Origin of the sequence: Roseateles albus (genome assembly GCF_028595345.1) — a bacterium.
In the GTDB taxonomy this organism is placed as follows: Bacteria; Pseudomonadota; Gammaproteobacteria; order Burkholderiales; family Burkholderiaceae_C; genus Paucibacter_A; species Paucibacter_A albus.
This window is the reverse complement of sequence record NZ_JAQQXT010000015.1, coordinates 19,850-40,494: the sequence shown is the minus strand read 5'-3', so window position 1 is coordinate 40,494 and position 20,645 is coordinate 19,850. Positions and strand designations below refer to the sequence as shown.

Sequence of the window (20,645 nt, the reverse complement as noted above, 5' to 3'; positions counted from 1 at the left end):
CGATGGCCGTCAAGCTTTCCACCATCCACTTCGCGCTGCTGGTTTCGCTGGGCCTTCACGGCGCCCTGCTGACCTTGCGCTTGGTGGACCCGGAGCGCTTCAACCGGATGTTTCAGGACACGCCCTTGGAAGTGGTGCTGGTCAACAGCCGCAGCCAGGAAGACCCGGCCAAGGCGCTCGCCTTGGCCCAAGCCAGCTTGGCCGGCGGCGGGCAGGCCGAGGCGGGGCGCTCGACCTCGCCGCTGCCGCCGTCCAAAACCATCGAAGTCGGCGAAGCCAGCGAGACCCAGCGCGCCCAGATCGCCCAACTTAGAGAACAAGAACAGCAACTCTTGGCCCTGGTGCGGCGCGAGCTGGCGCAGATGCCCGCGCCCGACCCTCAGCACAACAAGGGCGCAACGGCAGCGCAGGAGCAGACCGAGCGGCGCCGCCAACTGGTGCAGTTGCTCGCCGAGATCGAGATGCGGGTCAACGAGGAAAGCGCCCGCCCACGTAAACGCTATGTCAGCCCAGCCACACGCGAAGTGGTCTATGCCCAGTATTACGACAGCCTGCGCCGGCGTGTCGAGGCGCGCGGCACGCGTGACTTCCCCGAATACAAAGGCCGCAAGCTGTATGGCGAGCTAACCATGAATATCCATGTCAACCAGCGCGGCCGCGTGATCGAGACCGACATCGTGGCCTCCTCGGGTGACCCCAACCTGGACCGCCGCGCCGAAGCCATCGTGCGTGCGGCGGGGCCCTTCGGGAACTTCAGCCCGGCGATGCGCAAGGGCGCCGAGGTGCTGGTGATCACCTCACGCTTTCGCTTCACGCGGGATGAGGGCCTTGAAACCACCTTGAGCGCATCGCCCACACCATGAACCCTGTTGATATAGATCGTTATGCCGTGGCCGGCAACCCGGTGGCGCACAGCCGCTCGCCCGAAATTCATGCCCAGTTTGCCGCGCAGACCGGCCAGGCCTTGACGTACGAGCGCCTGCTCTGCCCGCTGGACGGCTTTGCCGACAGCATGCAGGCCTTCGCGGCGAGCGGCGGGCGCGGCTGCAATGTCACCGTGCCGTTCAAGTTTGAAGCGCACGCCTTGGCTACACATCTAAGCGAACGAGCCAAGCTGGCCGGCGCGGTCAACACCTTAAGCTTTGATGCGCAGGGCTGGTTTGGCGACAACACCGACGGCGCCGGCTTGGTGCGGGATATCGAAGTCAACGCTCAGCGCCCCTTGGCAGGCAAGCGCGTGCTGCTCTTAGGCGCCGGTGGTGCCTCGGCGGGCGCTTTGGGCAGCTTGATCGCCGCACGGCCGGCATCGATTTGCATCGCCAATCGCAGCGTGGACAAGGCCCAAGCCTTGATCGCCGTACACCAGACCTACGCGCAGACGCTTGGCGTAACGCTTGCGGCCACGGGGCTGGACGATTGCGGCGAGGGCTACGACTTTCTGATCAATGCCACCAGCGCAAGCTTGGGGGGCGCCGGCGTGCCGGTCGCAGCGAGCGTCTTGGCGCCGGGCGCTTTGGCGCTGGACATGATGTATGGCCCGGCCGCAGCGCCATTCTTGAACTGGGCCCGCGAGCATGGGGCCGAGGCACGCGACGGCCTGGGCATGCTGGTCGAGCAGGCCGGTGAAGCCTTTGCGCTTTGGCGCGGCGTGCGGCCGGACACGGCGGCTGTGTTGAGCGCCATGCGATTGAAGCTGAGCGCGAGTTGAGCATGAAGCAAATCGGGCGAAGCTTGTTGCGCTTGGCCGCCCTGCTGCTGCTGGGCGTGTTGGCGCTGCAGCTCTACTTCGCGGCGCGGATCGCCTTGATGATTGTGGTGGCGCCGCAATCGACCAGCTTTCAGCGCTCCGAAGCCTGGCGTTTGGCCATGGAAAGCGGCCGCATCAATTGGAGTCAGCAATGGGTGGACGATCAAAATCTGTCCAAAAACCTCAAGCGCGCCGTCATTGCCAGTGAGGACGCCGGTTTTGTCGAACATGGCGGCGTCGAATGGGATGCCTTGGAAAAAGCCTGGGCGCGCAACCAGCGCGAAGAGCAACGGGTGGTCAAACGCGCTCAGGCAAGCAAGCCCAGCAACCCGGCTGCGGCCAGCAAGCTGCGTGAGCCCAAGGTGATTGGCGGCTCCACCATCAGCCAGCAGCTGGCCAAGAACCTGTTTCTCAGCGGTGAGCGCAATTTGGCCCGCAAGGGCCAAGAATTCATCATCACCTTGATGCTGGAGGCGATGCTGAGCAAGCAGAGGATCTTGGAAATCTATTTGAACAATGTCGAATGGGGCGAAGGCGTCTTCGGTGCGCAGGCGGCCGCCCGCCATTATTTTCATATCGATGCCAAGCAGCTGAGCCCGGCACAGGCGGCCCGCTTGGCTGTCATGTTGCCGGCGCCCAAGCGATTCGAAAAACGCCCGGCCTCTCCCTATGTGCTGGCGCGTGCCGCGACCATAGAAGCCCGCATGGGCGCGGTTGAATTGCCCTAGTGTTAGCCTCCAGCATGACTTCTGAGAACAGCATCAGCACCGAGATCGCCGCCACCGCCGCCCGCCTGGTGGTGGAAGAAGGCATGGAATATGGCCCGGCCAAGCAGCGCGCGCTGAAGGTCTTGGGCTTGAGCCGTAACAGCCGCGCCGCTTTGCCCAGCAATGACGAACTGGAAGACGAGGTGCGCGACTATCTGGCGCTGTTTTGCGCCGACACCCAGCCGGCCGAGTTGGCCGCGCTGCGCGAATTGGCGGCCGAATGGATGGCCCGCTTGGCCGAGTTCCGCCCTCATCTGTGCGGGGCAGTCTGGCGCGGCACCGCCACCCGGCTGTCCAATATTCATTTGCAGCTCTATTGCGATGACAGCAAGTCCGCCGAGATCGCACTAATCAATATGGGACTGGACTATGAGGTCGGCGCGGTCAGCGGCCCCAAGGGCTCGCGGGGACGCGACATCGATGTGCTGTCCTTGGCCGCACACAGCCGCAAGTTGGGCGAATTGATCACCGTGCATCTGAGCATCCTCGACTTTGACGATTTGCGCGGCGCCCTTAAAACGGACGCGCGCGGCCGCAGCGAGCGCGGCGACCTGGCTGCTTTGCGCAAATTACTGGAACAAGCTTCAGATGAGTGAACCCACTTCAAATACACGCCGCAATCTATTCATAGCGGCCGGCCTTGGCGCTACGGCGATCGGCGCCGGCCTCTCGCTACGCCATCGACCTGCAGAGCCTGCCCCGCTGTCGGCGGCGGCCGCGAGTTTTTGGAGCGCTCGCTTTGACCGGCCCGATGGCGGCGAATTGCTGGCGGCCGGATTCAAAGGCCAGCCATTGCTGCTGAATTTCTGGGCCACCTGGTGCCCGCCCTGCGTCAAGGAGTTGCCCGAATTGGCGCAGTTTCAACGCGAATTCAAAGGCAAAGGCTGGCAAGTTGCAGGCCTGGCGGTCGACAGCCCGAGCGCCGTGCGCGATTTTTTGAAAAAGCTGCCGCTGGACTTCCCCGTGGGTTTGGCCGGATTGACCGGCACCGAATTGACCCGCACACTCGGCAACAGCCAAGGCGGACTGCCCTTCAGCGTCGCCTTCAATGCTGCGGGTGAGCTGATTTGGCGCAAGCTCGGCGCCACCAATCTTGAAGAATTGCGCCAGATGGCGAGCAAATTCTCGCCCACCTGAGTTGCGCCGGCTTGGCTGGGCAAGCGCAAAAGCAAATCCGGGTCAAGCGAATTATTTAGGGGCAGAAGTCGCGAACGAGGCTTAAAACGCGTAAAGTTCGGCCTTTTCCGCTTCTAGGGTCTTCACTCTAGGTCACCCAGCGAGGTGACCAATGAGCCTCACCACGTCGCTGATGCAAATTCTTGTCATTCATGGCCCCAACCTCAATCTGCTCGGCACCCGCGAGCCTGGGATCTATGGCGCGCAAACTCTGGCCCAGATCGACGCAGATCTAAGCGAGAAGGCGACCATTGCCGGGGTTGAACTAAAATCCTTCCAAAGCAACCATGAAGGCGCTTTGGTGGATCGCATTCAAGCGGCGGGCAGCGAGGGCTGCCAGTTCATCATCATCAATCCGGCCGCCTATACCCACACCAGTGTGGCCATGGCTGACGCCTTGGCGGCGGTGGCCCTGCCTTTTGTCGAAGTTCATCTGTCCAATATTCACAAGCGCGAATCATTTCGGCATCACAGCTTTTTTTCCGCGCGCGCCGAAGGCGTGATTTGCGGACTGGGTGCCCAGGGCTATCAACTGGCCTTGGCTTACGCGCTTGAGAAGCTGAAGAACCCGCCCAAGCGCCCGACTTAAACGGTCGGAGTCGCCGCCGGCGACCTCTTTAATCAACAAACAATAATCAATCTCGTTGGAGAAACAATATGGATCTGCGCAAGCTCAAGACCCTGATCGACCTGGTTTCCGAGTCGAATATTTCCGAACTTGAAATCACCGAAGCCGACGGCAAGGTACGTATCGTCAAGACCGACGGTGCCGTAGCCGCTCCACTGGTGATGGCCGCGCCCGTGGCCGCAGCGCCGGTTGCCGCTCCAGCAGCAGCGCCAGTTGCCGCCGCACCAGTGGTGGCTGCAGCGCCCGAAGAGACCGGCCGTATCGTGAAGTCACCGATGGTCGGCACCTTCTACCGCGCCGCCGGCCCGAACGCCAAGCCTTTCGCCGAAGTTGGCCAGGCGATCAAGGAAGGCGAGCCGATCTGCATCATCGAAGCGATGAAGATCATGAACGAGATCGACACCGAAATCGGTGGCACGGTGACCAAGGTCTTGTGCGAGAACGGTCAGCCGGTCGAGTTCGGTCAGCCCTTGTTCGTGATCGAATAAGGCACAGCAATGTTCAAGAAAATCCTCATTGCCAATCGAGGCGAGATCGCCTTGCGCATCCAGCGCGCCTGCCGCGAGTTGGGTGTCAAATCGGTGGTGGTCTACTCCGAGGCCGACCGCGATGCCAAGTATGTCAAGCTGGCCGATGAGGCCGTTTGTATTGGCCCGGCCGCCTCCACGCTGAGCTATCTCAGCATGCCCGCCATCATCGCCACGGCCGAAGTGACCGACGCCGAGGCGATCCACCCCGGCTACGGTTTCCTGAGCGAGAACGCCGACTTTGCCGAGCGCGTGGAACAAAGCGGCTTCACCTTCATTGGCCCCACGCCCGAGTCGATCCGCATGATGGGCGACAAGGTCTCGGCCAAGCAGGCGATGATTCGCGCCGGCGTGCCTTGCGTGCCCGGCTCCGAAGGCGCCTTGCCCGAGGACCCGAAGGAGATCATCAAGATTGCCCGCACGGTCGGCTACCCCGTCATCATCAAGGCCGCCGGCGGCGGCGGCGGACGCGGCATGCGCGTGGTGCACACCGAAGCGGCCCTGGTCAATGCGGTGCAGATGACGCGCACCGAAGCGGGTGCGGCCTTCGGCAACCCCGAGGTCTATATGGAGAAGTTTCTGGAGAACCCACGTCATGTGGAAATCCAGATCCTGGCCGACACGCACAAGAGCGCGGTCTGGTTGGGTGAGCGCGACTGCTCGATGCAGCGCCGCCACCAGAAGATCCTCGAAGAAGCGCCGGCGCCGGGCATCCCGCGCCGCGTGATCGAGAAGATCGGTGACCGCTGCGCAGCCGCTTGCCGCAAGATGAATTACCGCGGCGCAGGCACCTTCGAGTTCCTGTATGAGAACGGCGAGTTCTATTTCATCGAAATGAACACGCGCGTGCAGGTCGAGCATCCGGTCACCGAAATGGTCACTGGCATCGACATCGTGCAGATGCAGATCAAGGTGGCAGCGGGCGAAAAACTGCCCTTCACGCAACGCAATATCGTCATGCGCGGCCACTCGATCGAGTGCCGTATCAATGCCGAAGACCCGTTCAAGTTCACGCCCTCACCGGGCCGCATCACGATGTGGCACGCGCCGGGTGGCCCTGGCGTGCGGGTCGACTCGCATGTCTACAGCAACTACGTCGTGCCGCCGCATTACGACTCGATGATTGGCAAGATCATCGTGCACGGCGACACCCGCGAGCAGGCCCTGGCGCGCATGCGCATCGCCTTGTCGGAGACCGTGGTTGAAGGCATCTTGACCAACATCCCCTTGCACCGCGAGTTGATGGTGGACGCCAAGTTCATTGAAGGCGGCACCAATATTCATTACCTCGAAGGCTGGATGAGCCAACACAAGCGTTGACCACGCGATAGGCGCTTCGCGCCACTCCCAAGGCGCGAAGCCCAATGGCCCCGGCAAAAACCGGAGCCATTGGGCGCTACTATTTTGGCAACCCAAACGGAATTCATATGTCTACCACCCTGCATGAACTGCTGCTGATTTGCGGTGAGGACGATGTCGAGATCGTCAGCGATGCTTTGATGGAACTCGACGCCTTGGCCGTCTCGGTTGAAGACGCCGATGCCGACACCGACGCGGAGCGGGCCTTGTTCGGCGAGCCCGGCATGCCGGCACCGAAGGGCGGCTGGCAGCGCTCGGTCGTCAAGGCTTTGTTCCCGAACGAGCAAGACGCGACCGAATGCGCGACCCTGATTTTGAGTCAGGACTGGGCCACCGGAGTGCATGTGCAGGCGATTCAAGCGGTGCCCGAGCAAGACTGGGTGCGCTTGACGCAGTCGCAATTTGCGCCGGTCGAGATCACGCCCGAGTTCTGGATCGTGCCGTCCTGGCACCAGGCGCCCGAACAGGCCAAGCAGGTGATGAGCTTGGACCCGGGCCTGGCCTTCGGCACTGGCACCCACCCCACCACCCGCATGTGCTTGCGTTGGATCGCACAGCAGGCGGCTGCGCTCAGCCCAAGCTGGACACGGGTGTTGGACTACGGCTGCGGCTCCGGCATTCTGGCCATTGGCGCGGCCCTGCATGGCGCCCGCAATATCGATGCTGTCGACATCGACCCGGCGGCCATCGTTGCCAGCAAGGCCAATGCCGAAGCCAACAAGGTCAGCCTGACAGCGGCGCTGCCCGACGCGGCCCAAGGCGAATACCCGCTGGTGATCGCCAATATTCTGGCTACCCCTTTGCGCCTACTGGCGCCTTTGCTGTGCGCCCATATGGCGCCCGGCGGCCATCTTATTCTGGCCGGCATTCTTGAGCGTCAAGCGGACGAACTCAAGGAAGCCTATGCGCCTTGGGTCAAGCTGGAAGTCAGCGACAGCCAAGAGGGTTGGATTTTGATGACGGCTCAACGAGCTTGACGCGGCACTTGGCCAGAAACGTAAGCCCGAAACCCAGCGGACTCATGGCATGATCGCGCCATGAGCCTCGCCACCCGTTGTAGCGCCTGCGGCACCATCTTCAGGGTGGTGGAAGATCAGTTGCGGGTATCCGATGGCTGGGTCCGCTGCGGCCGCTGTGCTGAGGTGTTCGATGCGCGTGCGCAACTGTTCGACATTGACCGCGAAGCGCCGCCGCCCTGGCCTGCCGAGCCCCTAGCCCCACCGCTGGCCCCTCCGGCGCCCCCTCCATCGCCCATTCCTGCTCCTTTGCCTGCGCCGACACCAGCTTTGCGTAGCCGGCCACCCGAACCCGAGCCGGCAGAATGGCCGCAAGAAGAAGCTGTTTTCGAGCCCAGGCCCTCGCAGTTCACGCACGAGCACAGCGCCTTCGGTGCAGTTCATACCGACCCGTCCTTAGACCCCGCTTCGGCGCAAGTCCACGAGCCCGCACAGCATGCTCGGCTTGACGCCCGCATGGAACCTCATTGGTCGGAAGAGCCCTCCGCGCCTGCTCACGCAGCTCCGCCTGCGGTTTCGCCCACCCCGGCGCCGGCCATGGACCTGCATGCAGACATCGACGAGCGCCCCGATGTCGTGCTGGGCGAGCGCTTGGCCAAGAGCAGCGCGCCCACGCAAGCCCAAGCCGAAGCCCAAACAGAAAACACAGCAGCGGCGGCCGCGCTGCCGGAATTCCTGCGCCAGCAAAACGCCAAGACCAAATGGCAAAACCCCAAGCTGCGTATCGCCCTGGGCCTGCTGTCCCTGCTGCTCCTGGGCGCGCTATTGCTGCAGGCGGGCCTGCACTTCAGGAACACGGTCGCGGCACACCAGCCTGGCCTGCGCCCCGCCCTGCAGACGGCCTGCGCCATCGCGGGCTGCGAGATCTCGCCCAGACAACACATCGAGGGCATAGGCGTTGAAAGCAGCGCTCTCAATCAAGCCGGACCGGGCAACCAATATCAGTTGGTGGTGGGCCTGCGCAACAAGAGTGGCACCGAAGTAGCGACGCCCTGGGTCGATCTCAGCCTGACCGATGCCGCCGGCGCCCTGGTGGCCAAACGCGTCTTGGGACCGGCCGACTTCAAGACCGACAAGACCGCCATGCCGGCCGGCTCGGACCTGAGCTTGCAAACCCTGCTCTCCACGGGCGACAAGCGCGTCAGCGGCTATAGCGTCGAGATTTTTTACCCCTGAGGCGGCCGCCGCCGGTCTGTCTACTTTGACAGGTCGCCGCGCAAAGGCTCGGCCGGCGCAGGTGCTGCCTTACGCCCCGGCCCGGGCCAAGCGCTGTAAATCGGCTGAGGCATGCGTACCGGTGTGATATCGAGATAGAGATTGATCACGGTGTATTCCTCCGGTCCGTTCTCGTCGGTACTCCAGCCATAGCTACCCCGGCCTTTGTAGACGCGAAACAAAAAGCCCAGATCCGCGACCGGATCATCGGCCTTGGCGCCCACATCAAAAGTCAAGCCACGCACCTCGCTGAGCGGGCTGTCGATCAAGTAGTTCATCGAATTCGAAATGGTGGTGTCCCCCAGCATATCGAGGTGAAACAGCGGCTCGGTGTAATAGGGCTTGTAGTCGGGCGATGCCGGGTCCAGCTTGTCGCCACGCAGCTTGATGGCCGAGGGCGTCGTCACGCGGTTCTTCATGCTGTAGTGGTCGCCATGATCCAGGTAATTCAAGCGCGCATTGGTCAGGTTGAAAGCACCCAGGGTGGGGTCGGTCTTCACCTCACTCAGATCCACCAACATGGCGCCCTTGCCGCCAATCACCTCGATATCGTCACCATGAATGATGGCGGCGGAGTTTTCGTCCACACCCAGGCCCAGCTTGTAGCCCTTGGCCATCATCAAAGGAATCATGCGGCCGAAGCGACCCCGCTTGAGGAAATGCTGATCGACAAACAAATCGGGGCCGACAAAGCCCAGACCCCGGTCGATCTGTTTACCTTCCACCCACTTGCCCTTCATGATGTTGATGACGCTAGGGGCGTCACGAAACATCACCGTGCTCATGATGGCCGCTCCTGCGCTGGTGCCCGCCACCACGCCGCCCTTGCGATAGACCTCCCAGATCGCCTCCAGCATCGGCGTCGGCTGCCCACCCGGCATCAAGACATCGACAATGCGTTCCTGCGAGCCGCCGGTAAAGAACACGCCGCGCGCGCCCTTGACCTTGTTGATCAGGGCCGGGTCACGCACCACCTTGTTCAGGTCAACCCAGCCAAACTTAGGCGCCACCGGCAAGGCCTCGGCCACCGCGCCGCGCCGGTGCAGCATGTCAATTGCCTGCTTGGCGCTGGCTTCCGGATCCTCGGACGCAGTGCCAAAGACCACAAAGCGCGCGCCCTTGCCCCCTGCCAATGCGACGATGCGGCCCCAGACCTCTTCGTTATCGGCCTTCAAAGCGCCGCCGATCGGAATCGCATAGCCCTTGATCAAAGGCTCGGTCTTGACAGGCGGCACGACCGCCGCCGCTGGGTTTGTGCTGCCCGGATTGCGGGCAGCAGCAGGTGGCTGAGCCACGCTTGAAGCTGCACGAGCCGGCGCTGGTGCCGCACCACGCGCCGCCTGAGCTACAGCCTGGTCGGCACAAGCCAGCGAGGCACTGAGCGATAACAGGGCCGCAAGACTAGGCCAGCGAAAAATGAATTGGATGCGCATGAGGACGGGACGGGTTTGCGAGAGTCTTATCAATGTAGCCCAGCCGACTCGCCTTCGCCCTCCCCCACAGGTGTGAACTGCGGGTGCCTGAGCCTGAGCGAGCGCCTTGACGCCCGGGGCCAGCGCGGATTCACCCCTAATGCCACCGTTGCGCGCATACGACTTATCGCGTAAACCCCTGCAGGCACAGGGGCTCAACTTTCTAGACTGAGCCGATTGGACCCAGTTGTGTCGACAAGGAGTAGAAAAAGATGAATACAGTCAGTCAGCCCAAGCAAGTCGCTCGCAAAACTCAAGGCTTCGCCCTGCGCAGCAGTACACAGGCCGTTTTGCTCGCTCTTGCCGCTCTGCCTGCGTTTGCGCAGCAAGACGATAGCGCCGCTAACAAAAGACTTGAGCGTGTCGAGGTGACCGGTTCGGCGATCAAACGGCTTGCCGACGAAACAGCGCTGCCCATGCAGGTCATCACCCGCGCTGACATCGTCAAGCAAGGGCTGACCACGGCGTCAGAGATCGTCAGCCGCATCAGTGCTGCGACCAACAATATGACCGACGGCGGCAGCATTGGCTACGGCGGATTTCGAGATCAGATGGGCATGAACGCCGCAAACTTGCGCGGCCTCGGCGTGTCGTCCACCTTGGTGCTGCTGAATGGCCGGCGCATGGCCAACTTCGCTTCGCCGGGCGACTCCTCTGGGGTTGACCTCAACACGATTCCCGCCGCTGCGATTGAGCGGGTTGAGGTCTTGCTGGACGGTGCCTCGGCCATTTACGGCAGCGATGCGATCGGCGGCGTGATCAATTTCATCACCCGCAAGGACTACACCGGCATTGAGCTCAACGCCAGCTATGGCAACACCTCAGAGGGCGGGGCCAGCAAGACGACCGCCTCGATCGGCGCTGGCTTGGGCGACGCCGACCGCGACGGCTTCAACATCTTCGCCGTGCTGGATCTCCAAAAGACCGGCAGCCTGAATGCCAATCAACGCCAGTTCATCACCGACTTGGATATCCCAGGTCGCCTGCCAGACCTGCTGTCCAGCTTCACCTTCCCTGGCAATATGCGACTGAGCGGCAGCCAGCGCGATTCGCTGATTGATGACAAGTTCTCCACCAATGGCAAAGCCGTCATCGACAGCAGGACCGTCAACCCGGCAGCAGCCAAGGGCTGCAACCCGCCCGCCAATCTGTATCTACCGGACGGCATCGGCGGCATCGACGGTTGCACTTATGACTACATGCGCGACATCGAGCTTTACCCGAAGTCTGAGAAATCCAGCTTCTTCGGCCGTGGTGTGCTCAATCTGGGCGGCGGCCATCAGTTCTTTGCCGAGGCCGCACTGAACCGAGCCAAGACGTTGTACGCCGGCACCCCCAATCGCATCACCGCCGATATGGATGTGTCCAAGGTTCCCTCTTTGGCAGGCACCAGTTTGAGCAAGCTAGACGCCGACGCCGAAGACCGCATCATTTCCGTACGCACCCGGCTGGGCGAAGCCGGCCTGCGCACCAGCGAGCTGGTGTCGACGGGGCAACGCTATGTAGCCGGGGTCAACGGCACAGCCGCCAATTGGGACTATGAGCTGGCATACAACCACAGCCTCAGCACCGTGTCCGACCGCAACTATCAGGGCTATTTGAACGAGCAAATGATTCGCGACGGCTTTGCCAGCGGCAAGCTCAATGCCTTCGGGCCGTCAAACGCGGCCGGCTTGGCCTTGTACGACCAAGCGCAGATACGCGGCGAGGTGCGACACGCCAAAGGCACGATGGACAGCGTGGATTTCAAGGCTTCGCGCGCGATCTACGCACTGCCCGGCGGCGACTTGGCGCTGGCCTTGGGCGGCGAGTACCGTCGCGAGAAGCAGGACTATCACCAGTCCGAGGCCTTGGCCAAAGACTTGATCCTCGGTGAAACCTCGCAAGGTCCGGACGCAGACTTTGGCCACTCACGCAAGGTTGCCGCCGTCTTTGCCGAAATCAATGCCCCCATCACCAAAGAGCTGGAGTTGCAAGCCGCCATGCGCTACGAGCGCTACCAGGTGTCGGGCAATGCCAGCAGCCCCAAGCTGGGCCTGAAGTATGTGCCGATGAAAGAGTTGCTGCTGCGCGCCTCGGCAGGTGCGGGCTTCCGTGCGCCAAGCTTGTCGGATCTCTACCGGCCTGTCACAGAGGGCAGCTCAGGTACCGTTGTAGATCCGGTCTGCATGGCGCTCGATCCCAGCAACACGGTCACCGATTGTTCGGAGGGCTGGACCACGCTGAACTTCAGCAACGCCAAACTCAAGCCAGAGAAGTCCAGGCAGTTTTCGCTCGGAGCGGTCCTGGAGCCCAGGGCCGGCATGACGCTCAGCCTGGACTACTGGAATATCGAGAAAAGGGACCTGATCAGCTCGCTGGGCGTCGACACCATTTTGGCCAACCTCGACAAATACGGCCACCTCGTGCACCGCGATGAAGACAGCGTGATCGACCACATCGACCTGATCAAGGAAAACCGCGGCAAGCAAAAAATCAACGGTGTGGATCTGGGCGTGGCCCTGAGCGGTCTGAAGAGCGGCTTCGGCACCTGGGGCCTGCACCTGAACGGCACCTGGACGCTGAACTCCGAGCAACAGACCAGCAACGACGACCCGTTCTATAGCAACCTCGGCCATTTCGTCAACGACGGCGTCGTGCAACGCTGGCGCCATACCGCCAGCCTGGACTGGAGTGAGGGCAGTTTTGGCGCGACACTGACCAATAGCTACCTGTCAGGCTACACGGACCAAAGCATCGTCGGCAAGGTCGATCGCAAGGTGAAGGAATATTCGCTGTGGGACCTGACCGGTTCATGGGCCGTCAATTCGGCCCTCACCATGCGCGCCGGCGTGAAGAATCTGCTCGACACCTCGCCCCCGTTCTCGCAGCAGGCTTGGTTCTTCCTGTCCGGTTATGACCCCAGCTACACCGACCCCCGTGGGCGCTTCCTGTTCCTCAGTGCGCAATACAAATTCCGCTGAAGCGATTGGGCGCCGCGCTGCCTTGGGCTGGCTCGGCAGCCTAGCGCTGCGCCCAACCTGGGCCCAAGGTGGGGAAGTTCCGCTTGATCTGATTCGGCAGTTGCAGGGGCCTATCCCCGCGCTGCTGCAGGAGCTGCATGTACCCGGCACGGCCTTGGTTCTGTTGCGCCAAGGCAAGCCGGTGTGGTCGGCTCAGTTCGGTCAGTCCGAAGCGGGCACGGCCAAGCCAATTCAGGCCGACACCGTCTTTGAAGCCGCGTCTTTGAGCAAACCTCTGTTTGCCTATCTGGTGCTGCAAACGGTGCAGGCCGGGCAGCTAGCCCTGGACCGCCCGGTGATGCATTACCTGCCGCAGGAGGTCTTCAAACCGCAGCAAGATTGGCAGAGCTTGATCACCGCCCGCATGCTTTTGACGCATCGCTCGGGCCTGCCCAACTGGCGCAGCGACGAGGATGAGCGGACCGACTCGCTGCGCATCGCCTTCGAGCCCGGCCAGCGCTTCAACTACTCGGGCGAAGGCTATTTCTATTTGCAGCGGGTGCTTGAGGCGATTTGGGGCGAAGCCTTGCAGACCAGGGCCGAACAGCAACTCTTCAAACCACTGGGCATGCGGCACAGCGGTTTCGTACTGACGCCGCAACTGGACGGCTTGCGGGCCCGCGGCCACGACGCTCAGGGTCGGGTCTTACCGGTCCAAGAGTACAAGGAAGCGAACGCCGCCTATACGCTTTACACCACCGCTGCGGACTACGCCTTGTTTCTAGCCGAGATGTTGAACACGGATCGCAGCGGCAGCCATTCGTTGAACGCCGCCAGCCTGCAGGCCATGCTGGCCCACGCCACACCCGCCACCGACCGCGCGCCCATTGCCAGACCCGGTCTGGCCCAAGGTTTGTCGGTGTTTTGGGGCCTGGGTTGGGGCATCAACACGACGGCGCAGGGCGATATCAGCTATCACACCGGCACCAACAGCAGCGGCTTTCGCAACTACTGCCAGTTTTCACCCAGCCAACAGACCGGCTTCGTCATCCTGAGCAATGGCCTGAACGGCAATCAACTTTGGATGCGCCTCATGGGGGAGTTAGGTGGTCGGTCGTGACCGACTCGAACAGACGAACTCAGAGGCCGGTTTTCTCGTTCGCCTCTTTGATAACGACATTCTCCGATGGCCGTGGTGCCTTGCGCGGAATACGCGAGCCGGTGACAAAATCTTGCTCTCCGTTGGCCACGCCTACCGATGGCGCTTGACCCGGCTTTGCATCATTCACCGCACAGCCCTGCAGAGCCACAAAGGACAGCATGGCGAGCGCAGCGCCAATTGAAAATTTACTCATCATTTTCTCCCTGAAGATCACATATCTAAGCGACGTGCTTGACCGCTGTGCAAAGCTCTTTTTTAGTTCAGGCTTTGTCGTCTAGGGTCGCAGCGTCATGAGGCCCACTTGCGGCGAGCGCCTGCCCCAACTATTACCGGCGGCCGAGCCTAACAGGGCGCTCACCGGACCGGGGAATGCCGAAAGTCACACCTCAATCAAACAGCCTTTAGGTGTTGCCTATCCCCAGCTCGCTCACTATCCGCTGCACCAATGCCTTCAGGCTTTCCAGCTCGGCATTCATGCGCTGCTGCTCTGCACGCAAAAAGGCGACCTCTTCGTCGCGCGGCAGCGCGCTAACGCTTGAGTCTTGCAGCACCTCGCCACACAGCAGATGAGCCCAACGCGCTTCCCGCGCGCCCGGCGCACGCGCCAGCTTGACCACATAGGCGGGCCGCGTCTCGGTCTTTTCGGCCAACTCTTCCAGAAAGCCTTCGACCGAAGACAGATCGGCAAAACGGTGCAGGCGCTCGGTGTGCAGGCGCAATTCGGCCGTGGTGAGCGGCCCGCGCAACATCAGCAAGGTCAAACAGGCCAGCGCCGCACCCGGCACGCCCAAGCCCCGCGCACCGTTGTGCTCAAAGCGCAGCACTCGGTTGCCACTGACGGTGTTGACCAAATGCATGGACTTCAATTCTTCCAGCGCCTGCAGCACATCGGGCTCGGCCGCGTTCATGACCGGCTCACGCGCGGTTTTCTGATTGCAGCCCATGGTCAAGGCGTTCAGAGAGAGCGGATAACTGTCGGGCACGGTGGCGGCTTTCTCGACCAGCACCGCCAGCACACGCGCCTCCAGCGCGCTCAAGGTTCGCAAGCTCATAGGGGTTCTGATTTAGACGCCAAAGCCATCATCGGCTTGAATGATCGCCCCATTGATGAAGTGACTCTCGTTGGCGCACAGCATCAGCAGCGAGGTGTCCAGATCCTGCGGCTGGCCGACCCGCTTGCGGGGCAGCAGCTCAATCAGCTTCTTGCCTTGCTCGGTGCCCCAGTGGTGGTGATTGATCTCGGTGTCGATATAGCCGGGGCAGATCGCGTTGACATTGATGCCGTACTTGCCCCACTCCAGCGCCATGGCCCGCGTCATGTGAATGACGGCCGCCTTGCTCATCGAATAGACGCCGATCTGACTCAGCACGCGCAGGCCCGCCATCGAGGCGATATTGACAATGCGCCCGCCTATAAAAGTGCCAGGCGAGCTGCCCTTGGCACGCCCCAACATGCGCTTGCCCACCTCTTGCGCGACGAAGAAGGCGCCGCGCACATTGGTGTCCATCACATAGTCGTAGTCGTCCCCGCTCACCTCGGTCAGCTTTTGAGTGGTGCTGACGCCGGAGTTATTGACCAGGATGTCTATCGTGCCGACCTCGGTCTCGGCATGCGCCACCGCTGACTTGATGCTGTCCAGGTCGGTCACGTCCAGCGTCACCACATGGGCATCGCCGCCATTGCCTTCGATTTCGCTGCGCAAGGTCTTCAGGCGCTCGGTGCGCCGCCCGGCCAAGACCACGCAGGCGCCGGCTTGCGCCAGGGTCTTTGCAAACTGGGCACCAAGGCCACTGGAAGCGCCGGTGACGAGGGCCACGCGGCCCGACAAATCAATGCTATAGCTCATGCTCATTCCTCCTGAATCGCTGTGGGCAAGATTAGCACGCTGGCCGCTGGACTCAAGCGCTTGACTCGACGGCGAAATTACTAGACTCACTTCACCAATCAAAAAAAGCACGATCGTTCTTTTTTCAATTCTGCCCAGTAGAATGCGGCCCAATTAGTCAGCCACGGGTGGGCGCAGGCAGTCGGGCGCCCACAACCGAAAATCAAGCCAAAGGATGAACATGACCAGCTCAGAGTTGATTGCTCAATACGGCCCGCGCGACAGCATGGACTATGACGTCGTCATCGTCGGCGGCGGCCCCGGCGGCTTGGCCGCCGCAATCCGCTTGAAGCAGTTGGCGGCCGCGCAGAGCCGAGAGTTGTCCGTCGTGGTGTTGGAGAAAGGCTCGGAGCCCGGCGCGCACATCCTCTCGGGTGCAGTGATGGACCCGCGCGCGCTGACCGAACTCCTGCCCAATTGGGAACAACTCGGCGCGCCGCTGAAGCAGCCGGTTACTGCCGATGAGGTGTTGTTCCTTAACGAAACCGGCGCCACCAACACCCCGCATTGGCTGATCCCCGAGTGCTTCCACAACCAGGGCAACTACGTCATCTCGCTGGGCGCAGTGACCAAATGGCTGGGTGAACAGGCAGAAAGCTTGGGCGTTGAAATCTTCCCCGGCTTCAGCGCCGCCGAAATCGTCTACGGCGACGACGGCTCGGTGCGCGGCATTGCCACCGGCAATTTGGGCGTTGGCAAAGACGGCGCGCCGCATGACGGCTTCCAACTCGGCATGGAGTTGCTCGGCAAGTACACCATCTTTGCCGAAGGCGCACGGGGCCATCTGGGCAAGCAGCTGATCGCCAAGTTCGGCCTGGATGCGGGCAAAGACCCTCAAAGTTATGCGCTGGGCATCAAAGAGCTGTGGGAAGTGCCCGCCGCTCAGGCCAAGCCGGGCCTGGTGGTGCACACCGCCGGCTGGCCCATGGACGGCGACACCTATGGTGGCGGCTTCCTCTATCACCTGGAGGGCAACAAGGTCACGCTGGGCTATGTGGTCGGCCTCGATTACAAAAACCCCTGGCTCTCGCCATTTGAGGAAATGCAGCGCTGGAAGACTCACCCCAGCATCTGCGCCCATCTGGAAGGTGGCAAGCGTCTTGGCTACGGCGCCCGCGCCATCACCGCCGGTGGCCTGCTGTCGCTGCCCAAGACGGTATTCCCAGGCGGCGCCCTAGTCGGCTGTGACGCCGGCTACCTGAATGCTTCGCGCATCAAGGGCAGCCATGCCGCCATCAAGAGCGGCATGCTGGCCGCCGAGGCTGCTTTTGAAGCCGTCGGCGCCGGCCGTCAACATGACGAGTTAGTGGCCTATCCGGCTGCGTTTGAGCAAAGCTGGCTGCATGCGGAGCTGAACCAAGCGCGCAACTTCAAGCAGTGGTTCAAGAAGGGCAATACCGTCGGCACCTTGATGACCGGCATCGAGCAATGGCTGCTGCCCAAACTCGGCATCAAGAGCCCGCCTTGGACGATTCACCGCACGGTACCCGACCATCTGTATCTGAAGCCCGCCGCCGAATGTGCCAAGATTGATTACCCGAAACCGGACGGCAAGCTCACCTTCGATCGCCTGTCCTCGGTGTTCATCTCCAACACCAACCATGAAGAGAACCAGCCGGCGCATTTGACGCTGAAGGATGCGGCGGTGCCGCTGAGCATCAATCTGGCCAAGTTTGCCGGGCCGGAGAGCCGCTATTGCCCTGCCGGCGTCTATGAGTTCATCAAGACCGACGCCGGCGCCGACAAGCTGCAGATCAACGCGCAGAACTGCGTGCATTGCAAGACATGCGACATCAAGGACCCGACGCAAAACATCGTCTGGGTCACGCCCGAAGGCGGCGGCGGACCGAACTACGCGGGCATGTAAGCGCCGGATGGTCAGGGAGGTGGTGTCAGGAGCCCGGCCCAAGGCATAGCCCAGCCATCGGCAAGCTGAAGCTTGCCTGTGCGGCGACAATACTCCGCCCCTACTCCCTGAGCATTGTTTATATGCGCCACCTGCGCCTCGCCCTCCACTCCGTTCTCTTCAGCGCGTCGGCGCGCCCGCTGTGGCGCCTGGTTTTGCTCTTGCTGCTGGTGTTCATCAGCTATATGGCCTTGTCGCCAGCGCCGCCCAAAAGCCTGGGCAGCAGCTGGGACAAACTCAATCACGCGCTGGCCTTCGCCAGCCTGGCTTTTTGTGGTCATTGGAGCTTGAGCAGCGGGCGCGCTCGCTGGATAGCGCTGCCGCTGGCTCTTTTGGCCTATGGCGGCGCGATTGAGCTGCTGCAACTCAATATTCCTGGGCGTGACGGCGAATGGGCCGACTTGCTCGGCGACGCGGTCGGCATCACCATCGGTCTGGCTGCGGCCGTGACCTTGCAGCGCTTAGCGAAGCGGCCCAGCTAGATTCCCCGGTTTCACGCAGCCTACGCAAATATAGGCTACCGTAGTGGCGCCCCGCCTCTTGGAGATTGATGCGTGAAACCCAGCCCTGCAGATGACTGCGCCCGCAACACCGACCGCAGCAGCATGGCGCCGGCGCAGCGCAGCGAACTTCTGATCCGCCTGCAAGCCACCCGCCGACATACCGAGCACCTGGCCGCACCGCTGTCGCCCGAGGATCAAGCGCTGCAGTCCATGCCGGACGCCAGCCCGACCAAATGGCATCAAGCCCACACGACTTGGTTTTTTGAAACCCTGGTCTTGCGGCCTTGGGCGCGAGACTACCAAGTCTTCGATGCGCGCTTCGCGCAGCTGTTCAACTCCTACTACGAATCGCTCGGTGCGCGTCACCCGCGACCCCAGCGCGGCCTGCTCAGCCGCCCGGCGCTGAGCGAGATCCAGGCCTACCGCGCCCATGTCGACCGCGCCTTGGTCGACCTCGTTCTGCAGGCCGATGCCGACAGCTGGGCCCAAGCTCGCCCGCTTTTGGAGCTGGGTCTGCAGCATGAGCAACAGCACCAAGAGCTGATTTTGAGCGACATCTTGCATGCCTTCAGTCTCAACCCTCTTGCGCCGGCCTATCGCGCACCGGTCCATCCAGCGAAAGTACCCACGAGCTACGGCGCAACCACAATGCAATGGCTGACCCATCCTGGTGGGCTTGTCAGCGTGGGCGCGCCAGCGGATGGCTTTTCCTTTGACAACGAAGGCCCGCGCCATGCGGTGCAGGTGACCGGCTTCGAGATCGCCAGCCGCTTGGTGAACTGCGGGGAATTCGCCGCCTTCATCGAAGACGGGGGCTATCTCAAAGCTGGCCTTTGGCTAGCGGACGGCTGGGCGCTGGCGCAAGCCCAGGGCTGGCAGCAGCCCAGCTACTGGCGCAAGCATGCGGACGGCTCATGGCGCGTGTTTGGGCTGGCGGGTGAGCAGGCGCTGGACCCGCAAGCGCCAGTCATGCAGCTGAGCTTTTACGAAGCAGCAGCCTATGCCGAATGGGCCGGCGCACGCCTGCCGACCGAGTTCGAATGGGAAGCCGCCGCAGCTGATCTGAGCGGCCTAAGCCAACTGGATGACCAAGCTTGGCAATGGACCCACTCGGCCTACCACCCCTACCCTGGTTTCAGGCCCTGGGCCGGCGCGGTGGGGGAATACAACGGCAAATTCATGGTGGGCCAAATGGTGCTGCGCGGCGGCAGCCTGGCCACACCGCGCGGCCACGCCCGGCCCAGCTACCGCAATTTCTTTCCGCCGCATGTCCGCTGGCAATTCAGCGGCCTGCGGCTGGCACGAGACCTCTCAGACAGCCAAGGCAAGACATGACCCCCGTCCCATTTTTGAAGATCGTCGAAAAGTCGGGGTTTGCGGCCGACTTGCACAGCGCCTTGGCCCAGCAGCCGCGTCATATTTCGCCCAAGTACTTCTACGACGACATGGGCTCGGCCTTGTTTGAGCAAATCTGCGCGCTGCCCGAGTACTACCCCACACGCACCGAGCTGGCACTGCTGCGTCTTCACGGCGCCGAGATGGCCGAACTGATCGGGCCGCAGGCGCAGCTGATCGAATATGGCGCAGGAGCCTTGAACAAGGTGCGACTCTTGCTGGCGCGCATGCTGCGGCCACATGGTTTCGTTCCCATCGATATCTCGGGCCCCCATCTCTTGCAGGCCTGCGCCGCGCTGCAGGCCGAGCATCCGCTGCTGAACATTCAGCCGGTGGTGGGAGACTTCACCCAAGCAGTCGATCTGCCTGGCGCGCCAAGTCGAGGCGAGGGCCAGCGTGTCGGCTTTTTCCCCGGCTCCAGCATTGGCAACTTCACACCGACGCAGGCGCTGGAGTTCTTGGCCCTGACGGCCGAGCAACTGCGCGGCGGCGGCCTCTTGATCGGCGTCGATCTGATCAAGGACCCGGACCTGCTGCACGCCGCCTACAACGACAGCCAAGGCCTGACAGCGCGCTTCAACCTCAACCTGCTGGAGCGCGCGCGGCGCGAGCTGGGCTGCGAGTTTGCGGCCGATGGCTTTCGGCATAGCGCTTTTTATAACGCGCCATTGCAGCGCATAGAAATGCACTTGATGAGCATGCGCAGTCACGTCCTGAGTCTGCAAGGTATCGACTACAGCTTTGAGACTGGCGAGACCTTGCACACCGAAAACTCCTACAAGTACAGCATCGCTGGCTTTAGAGCCCTGGCCGAGCGGGCCGGCTACCGCGCCGGGCCGGTCTGGACCGATGCGCAAAACTGGTTCAGCCTGCATTGGCTGCAGGCGCCGGCTGGCTGAAATCCACAGCAGCCCCCTGTCACAAAGCCTTCACACAAGTCAGCA

Annotated in this window: 20 protein-coding genes; 16 read left to right on the top strand and 4 right to left on the bottom strand. The window is 62.3% G+C overall.

Translation table 11 applies throughout. The features are described from left to right. The first annotated feature begins 2 nt into the window (after nt 1-2). The 10 genes from PRZ03_RS20030 to PRZ03_RS19985 all read left to right on the top strand — a co-directional run bounded on the left by PRZ03_RS20030 (nt 3) and on the right by PRZ03_RS19985 (nt 8,396). Complete coding sequence (locus PRZ03_RS20030) at nt 3-863, top strand: energy transducer TonB (RefSeq protein WP_273601959.1); 861 nt, start codon at nt 3-5, stop codon at nt 861-863. Further along, a complete protein-coding gene (gene aroE / locus PRZ03_RS20025) occupies nt 860-1,708 on the top strand; it encodes a shikimate dehydrogenase (RefSeq protein ID WP_273601958.1) in 849 nt (282 codons plus the stop codon). Before PRZ03_RS20030 ends, aroE begins: the two co-directional genes overlap by 4 nt. Before the next feature lie 2 nt (nt 1,709-1,710). Further along, on the top strand, nt 1,711-2,475 hold the full coding sequence (locus PRZ03_RS20020) for a transglycosylase domain-containing protein (protein WP_273601957.1): 765 nt from the start codon (nt 1,711-1,713) through the stop codon (nt 2,473-2,475). A 14-nt stretch (nt 2,476-2,489) separates the two neighbouring features. Further along, nucleotides 2,490-3,110 carry a hypothetical protein gene (locus PRZ03_RS20015; RefSeq protein ID WP_273601956.1) on the top strand — a complete coding sequence of 207 codons (621 nt, stop codon included), beginning with the start codon at nt 2,490-2,492 and terminating at the stop codon, nt 3,108-3,110. Continuing rightward, nucleotides 3,103-3,651, top strand: coding sequence for a TlpA disulfide reductase family protein (locus PRZ03_RS20010; RefSeq protein WP_273601955.1), 549 nt, complete (start codon nt 3,103-3,105; stop codon nt 3,649-3,651). The genes PRZ03_RS20015 and PRZ03_RS20010 overlap by 8 nt, the downstream gene beginning before the upstream one ends. Before the next feature lie 169 nt (nt 3,652-3,820). Continuing rightward, nucleotides 3,821-4,279 (top strand): type II 3-dehydroquinate dehydratase, encoded by a 459-nt coding sequence (gene aroQ / locus PRZ03_RS20005; RefSeq protein ID WP_263535733.1) that lies wholly within the window; start codon nt 3,821-3,823, stop codon nt 4,277-4,279. Nucleotides 4,280-4,347: 68 nt separating this feature from the next. Beyond that, on the top strand, nt 4,348-4,806 hold the full coding sequence (gene accB / locus PRZ03_RS20000; protein ID WP_263535660.1) for an acetyl-CoA carboxylase biotin carboxyl carrier protein: 459 nt from the start codon (nt 4,348-4,350) through the stop codon (nt 4,804-4,806). 9 nt (nt 4,807-4,815) lie between these two features. Continuing rightward, complete coding sequence (accC, locus tag PRZ03_RS19995; RefSeq protein ID WP_263535661.1) at nt 4,816-6,165, top strand: acetyl-CoA carboxylase biotin carboxylase subunit; 1,350 nt, start codon at nt 4,816-4,818, stop codon at nt 6,163-6,165. A gap of 119 nt (nt 6,166-6,284) precedes the next feature. Next, nucleotides 6,285-7,181, top strand: a complete 897-nt coding sequence (gene prmA / locus PRZ03_RS19990; protein ID WP_273602024.1) for a 50S ribosomal protein L11 methyltransferase — start codon at nt 6,285-6,287, stop codon at nt 7,179-7,181. Between the two features lie 60 nt (nt 7,182-7,241). Continuing rightward, nucleotides 7,242-8,396 (top strand): zinc-ribbon and DUF3426 domain-containing protein, encoded by a 1,155-nt coding sequence (locus tag PRZ03_RS19985; RefSeq protein WP_273601954.1) that lies wholly within the window; start codon nt 7,242-7,244, stop codon nt 8,394-8,396. Between the two features lie 20 nt (nt 8,397-8,416). On the opposite strand, the gene PRZ03_RS19980 is transcribed toward PRZ03_RS19985, so the two are convergent. Further along, the gene (locus PRZ03_RS19980; protein WP_273601953.1) at nt 8,417-9,868 is read right to left on the bottom strand and encodes a cyanophycinase; all 1,452 of its coding nucleotides are present in this window, start codon (nt 9,866-9,868) and stop codon (nt 8,417-8,419) included. A 251-nt stretch (nt 9,869-10,119) separates the two neighbouring features. Here PRZ03_RS19980 and PRZ03_RS19975 point away from each other — a divergent pair, with 251 nt between their 5' ends. Then, a complete protein-coding gene (locus PRZ03_RS19975; RefSeq protein ID WP_273601952.1) occupies nt 10,120-12,870 on the top strand; it encodes a TonB-dependent receptor in 2,751 nt (916 codons plus the stop codon). Continuing rightward, nucleotides 12,848-13,969, top strand: coding sequence for a serine hydrolase domain-containing protein (locus PRZ03_RS19970; protein ID WP_273601951.1), 1,122 nt, complete (start codon nt 12,848-12,850; stop codon nt 13,967-13,969). The genes PRZ03_RS19975 and PRZ03_RS19970 overlap by 23 nt, the downstream gene beginning before the upstream one ends. A gap of 19 nt (nt 13,970-13,988) precedes the next feature. On the opposite strand, the gene PRZ03_RS19965 is transcribed toward PRZ03_RS19970, so the two are convergent. The 3 genes from PRZ03_RS19965 to PRZ03_RS19955 all read right to left on the bottom strand — a co-directional run bounded on the left by PRZ03_RS19965 (nt 13,989) and on the right by PRZ03_RS19955 (nt 15,858). Next, nucleotides 13,989-14,207, bottom strand: a complete 219-nt coding sequence (locus PRZ03_RS19965) for a hypothetical protein (RefSeq protein ID WP_273601950.1) — start codon at nt 14,205-14,207, stop codon at nt 13,989-13,991. Between the two features lie 205 nt (nt 14,208-14,412). Further along, on the bottom strand, nt 14,413-15,063 hold the full coding sequence (locus PRZ03_RS19960) for a YceH family protein (protein WP_273601949.1): 651 nt from the start codon (nt 15,061-15,063) through the stop codon (nt 14,413-14,415). Nucleotides 15,064-15,075: 12 nt separating this feature from the next. Beyond that, nucleotides 15,076-15,858 (bottom strand): SDR family oxidoreductase, encoded by a 783-nt coding sequence (locus PRZ03_RS19955; protein ID WP_263535668.1) that lies wholly within the window; start codon nt 15,856-15,858, stop codon nt 15,076-15,078. A 220-nt stretch (nt 15,859-16,078) separates the two neighbouring features. On the opposite strand from PRZ03_RS19955, the gene PRZ03_RS19950 reads away from it, so the two are divergent. From PRZ03_RS19950 to egtD, 4 genes are all read left to right on the top strand, one after another. Beyond that, on the top strand, nt 16,079-17,764 hold the full coding sequence (locus PRZ03_RS19950; RefSeq protein ID WP_273601948.1) for an electron transfer flavoprotein-ubiquinone oxidoreductase: 1,686 nt from the start codon (nt 16,079-16,081) through the stop codon (nt 17,762-17,764). Nucleotides 17,765-17,886: 122 nt separating this feature from the next. Next, complete coding sequence (locus tag PRZ03_RS19945; RefSeq protein WP_273601947.1) at nt 17,887-18,285, top strand: VanZ family protein; 399 nt, start codon at nt 17,887-17,889, stop codon at nt 18,283-18,285. A 123-nt stretch (nt 18,286-18,408) separates the two neighbouring features. Beyond that, a complete protein-coding gene (gene egtB, locus PRZ03_RS19940) occupies nt 18,409-19,641 on the top strand; it encodes an ergothioneine biosynthesis protein EgtB (protein ID WP_273602023.1) in 1,233 nt (410 codons plus the stop codon). Beyond that, complete coding sequence (egtD, locus tag PRZ03_RS19935) at nt 19,638-20,600, top strand: L-histidine N(alpha)-methyltransferase (protein ID WP_273601946.1); 963 nt, start codon at nt 19,638-19,640, stop codon at nt 20,598-20,600. The genes egtB and egtD overlap by 4 nt, the downstream gene beginning before the upstream one ends. Nucleotides 20,601-20,645 lie beyond the last annotated feature (45 nt).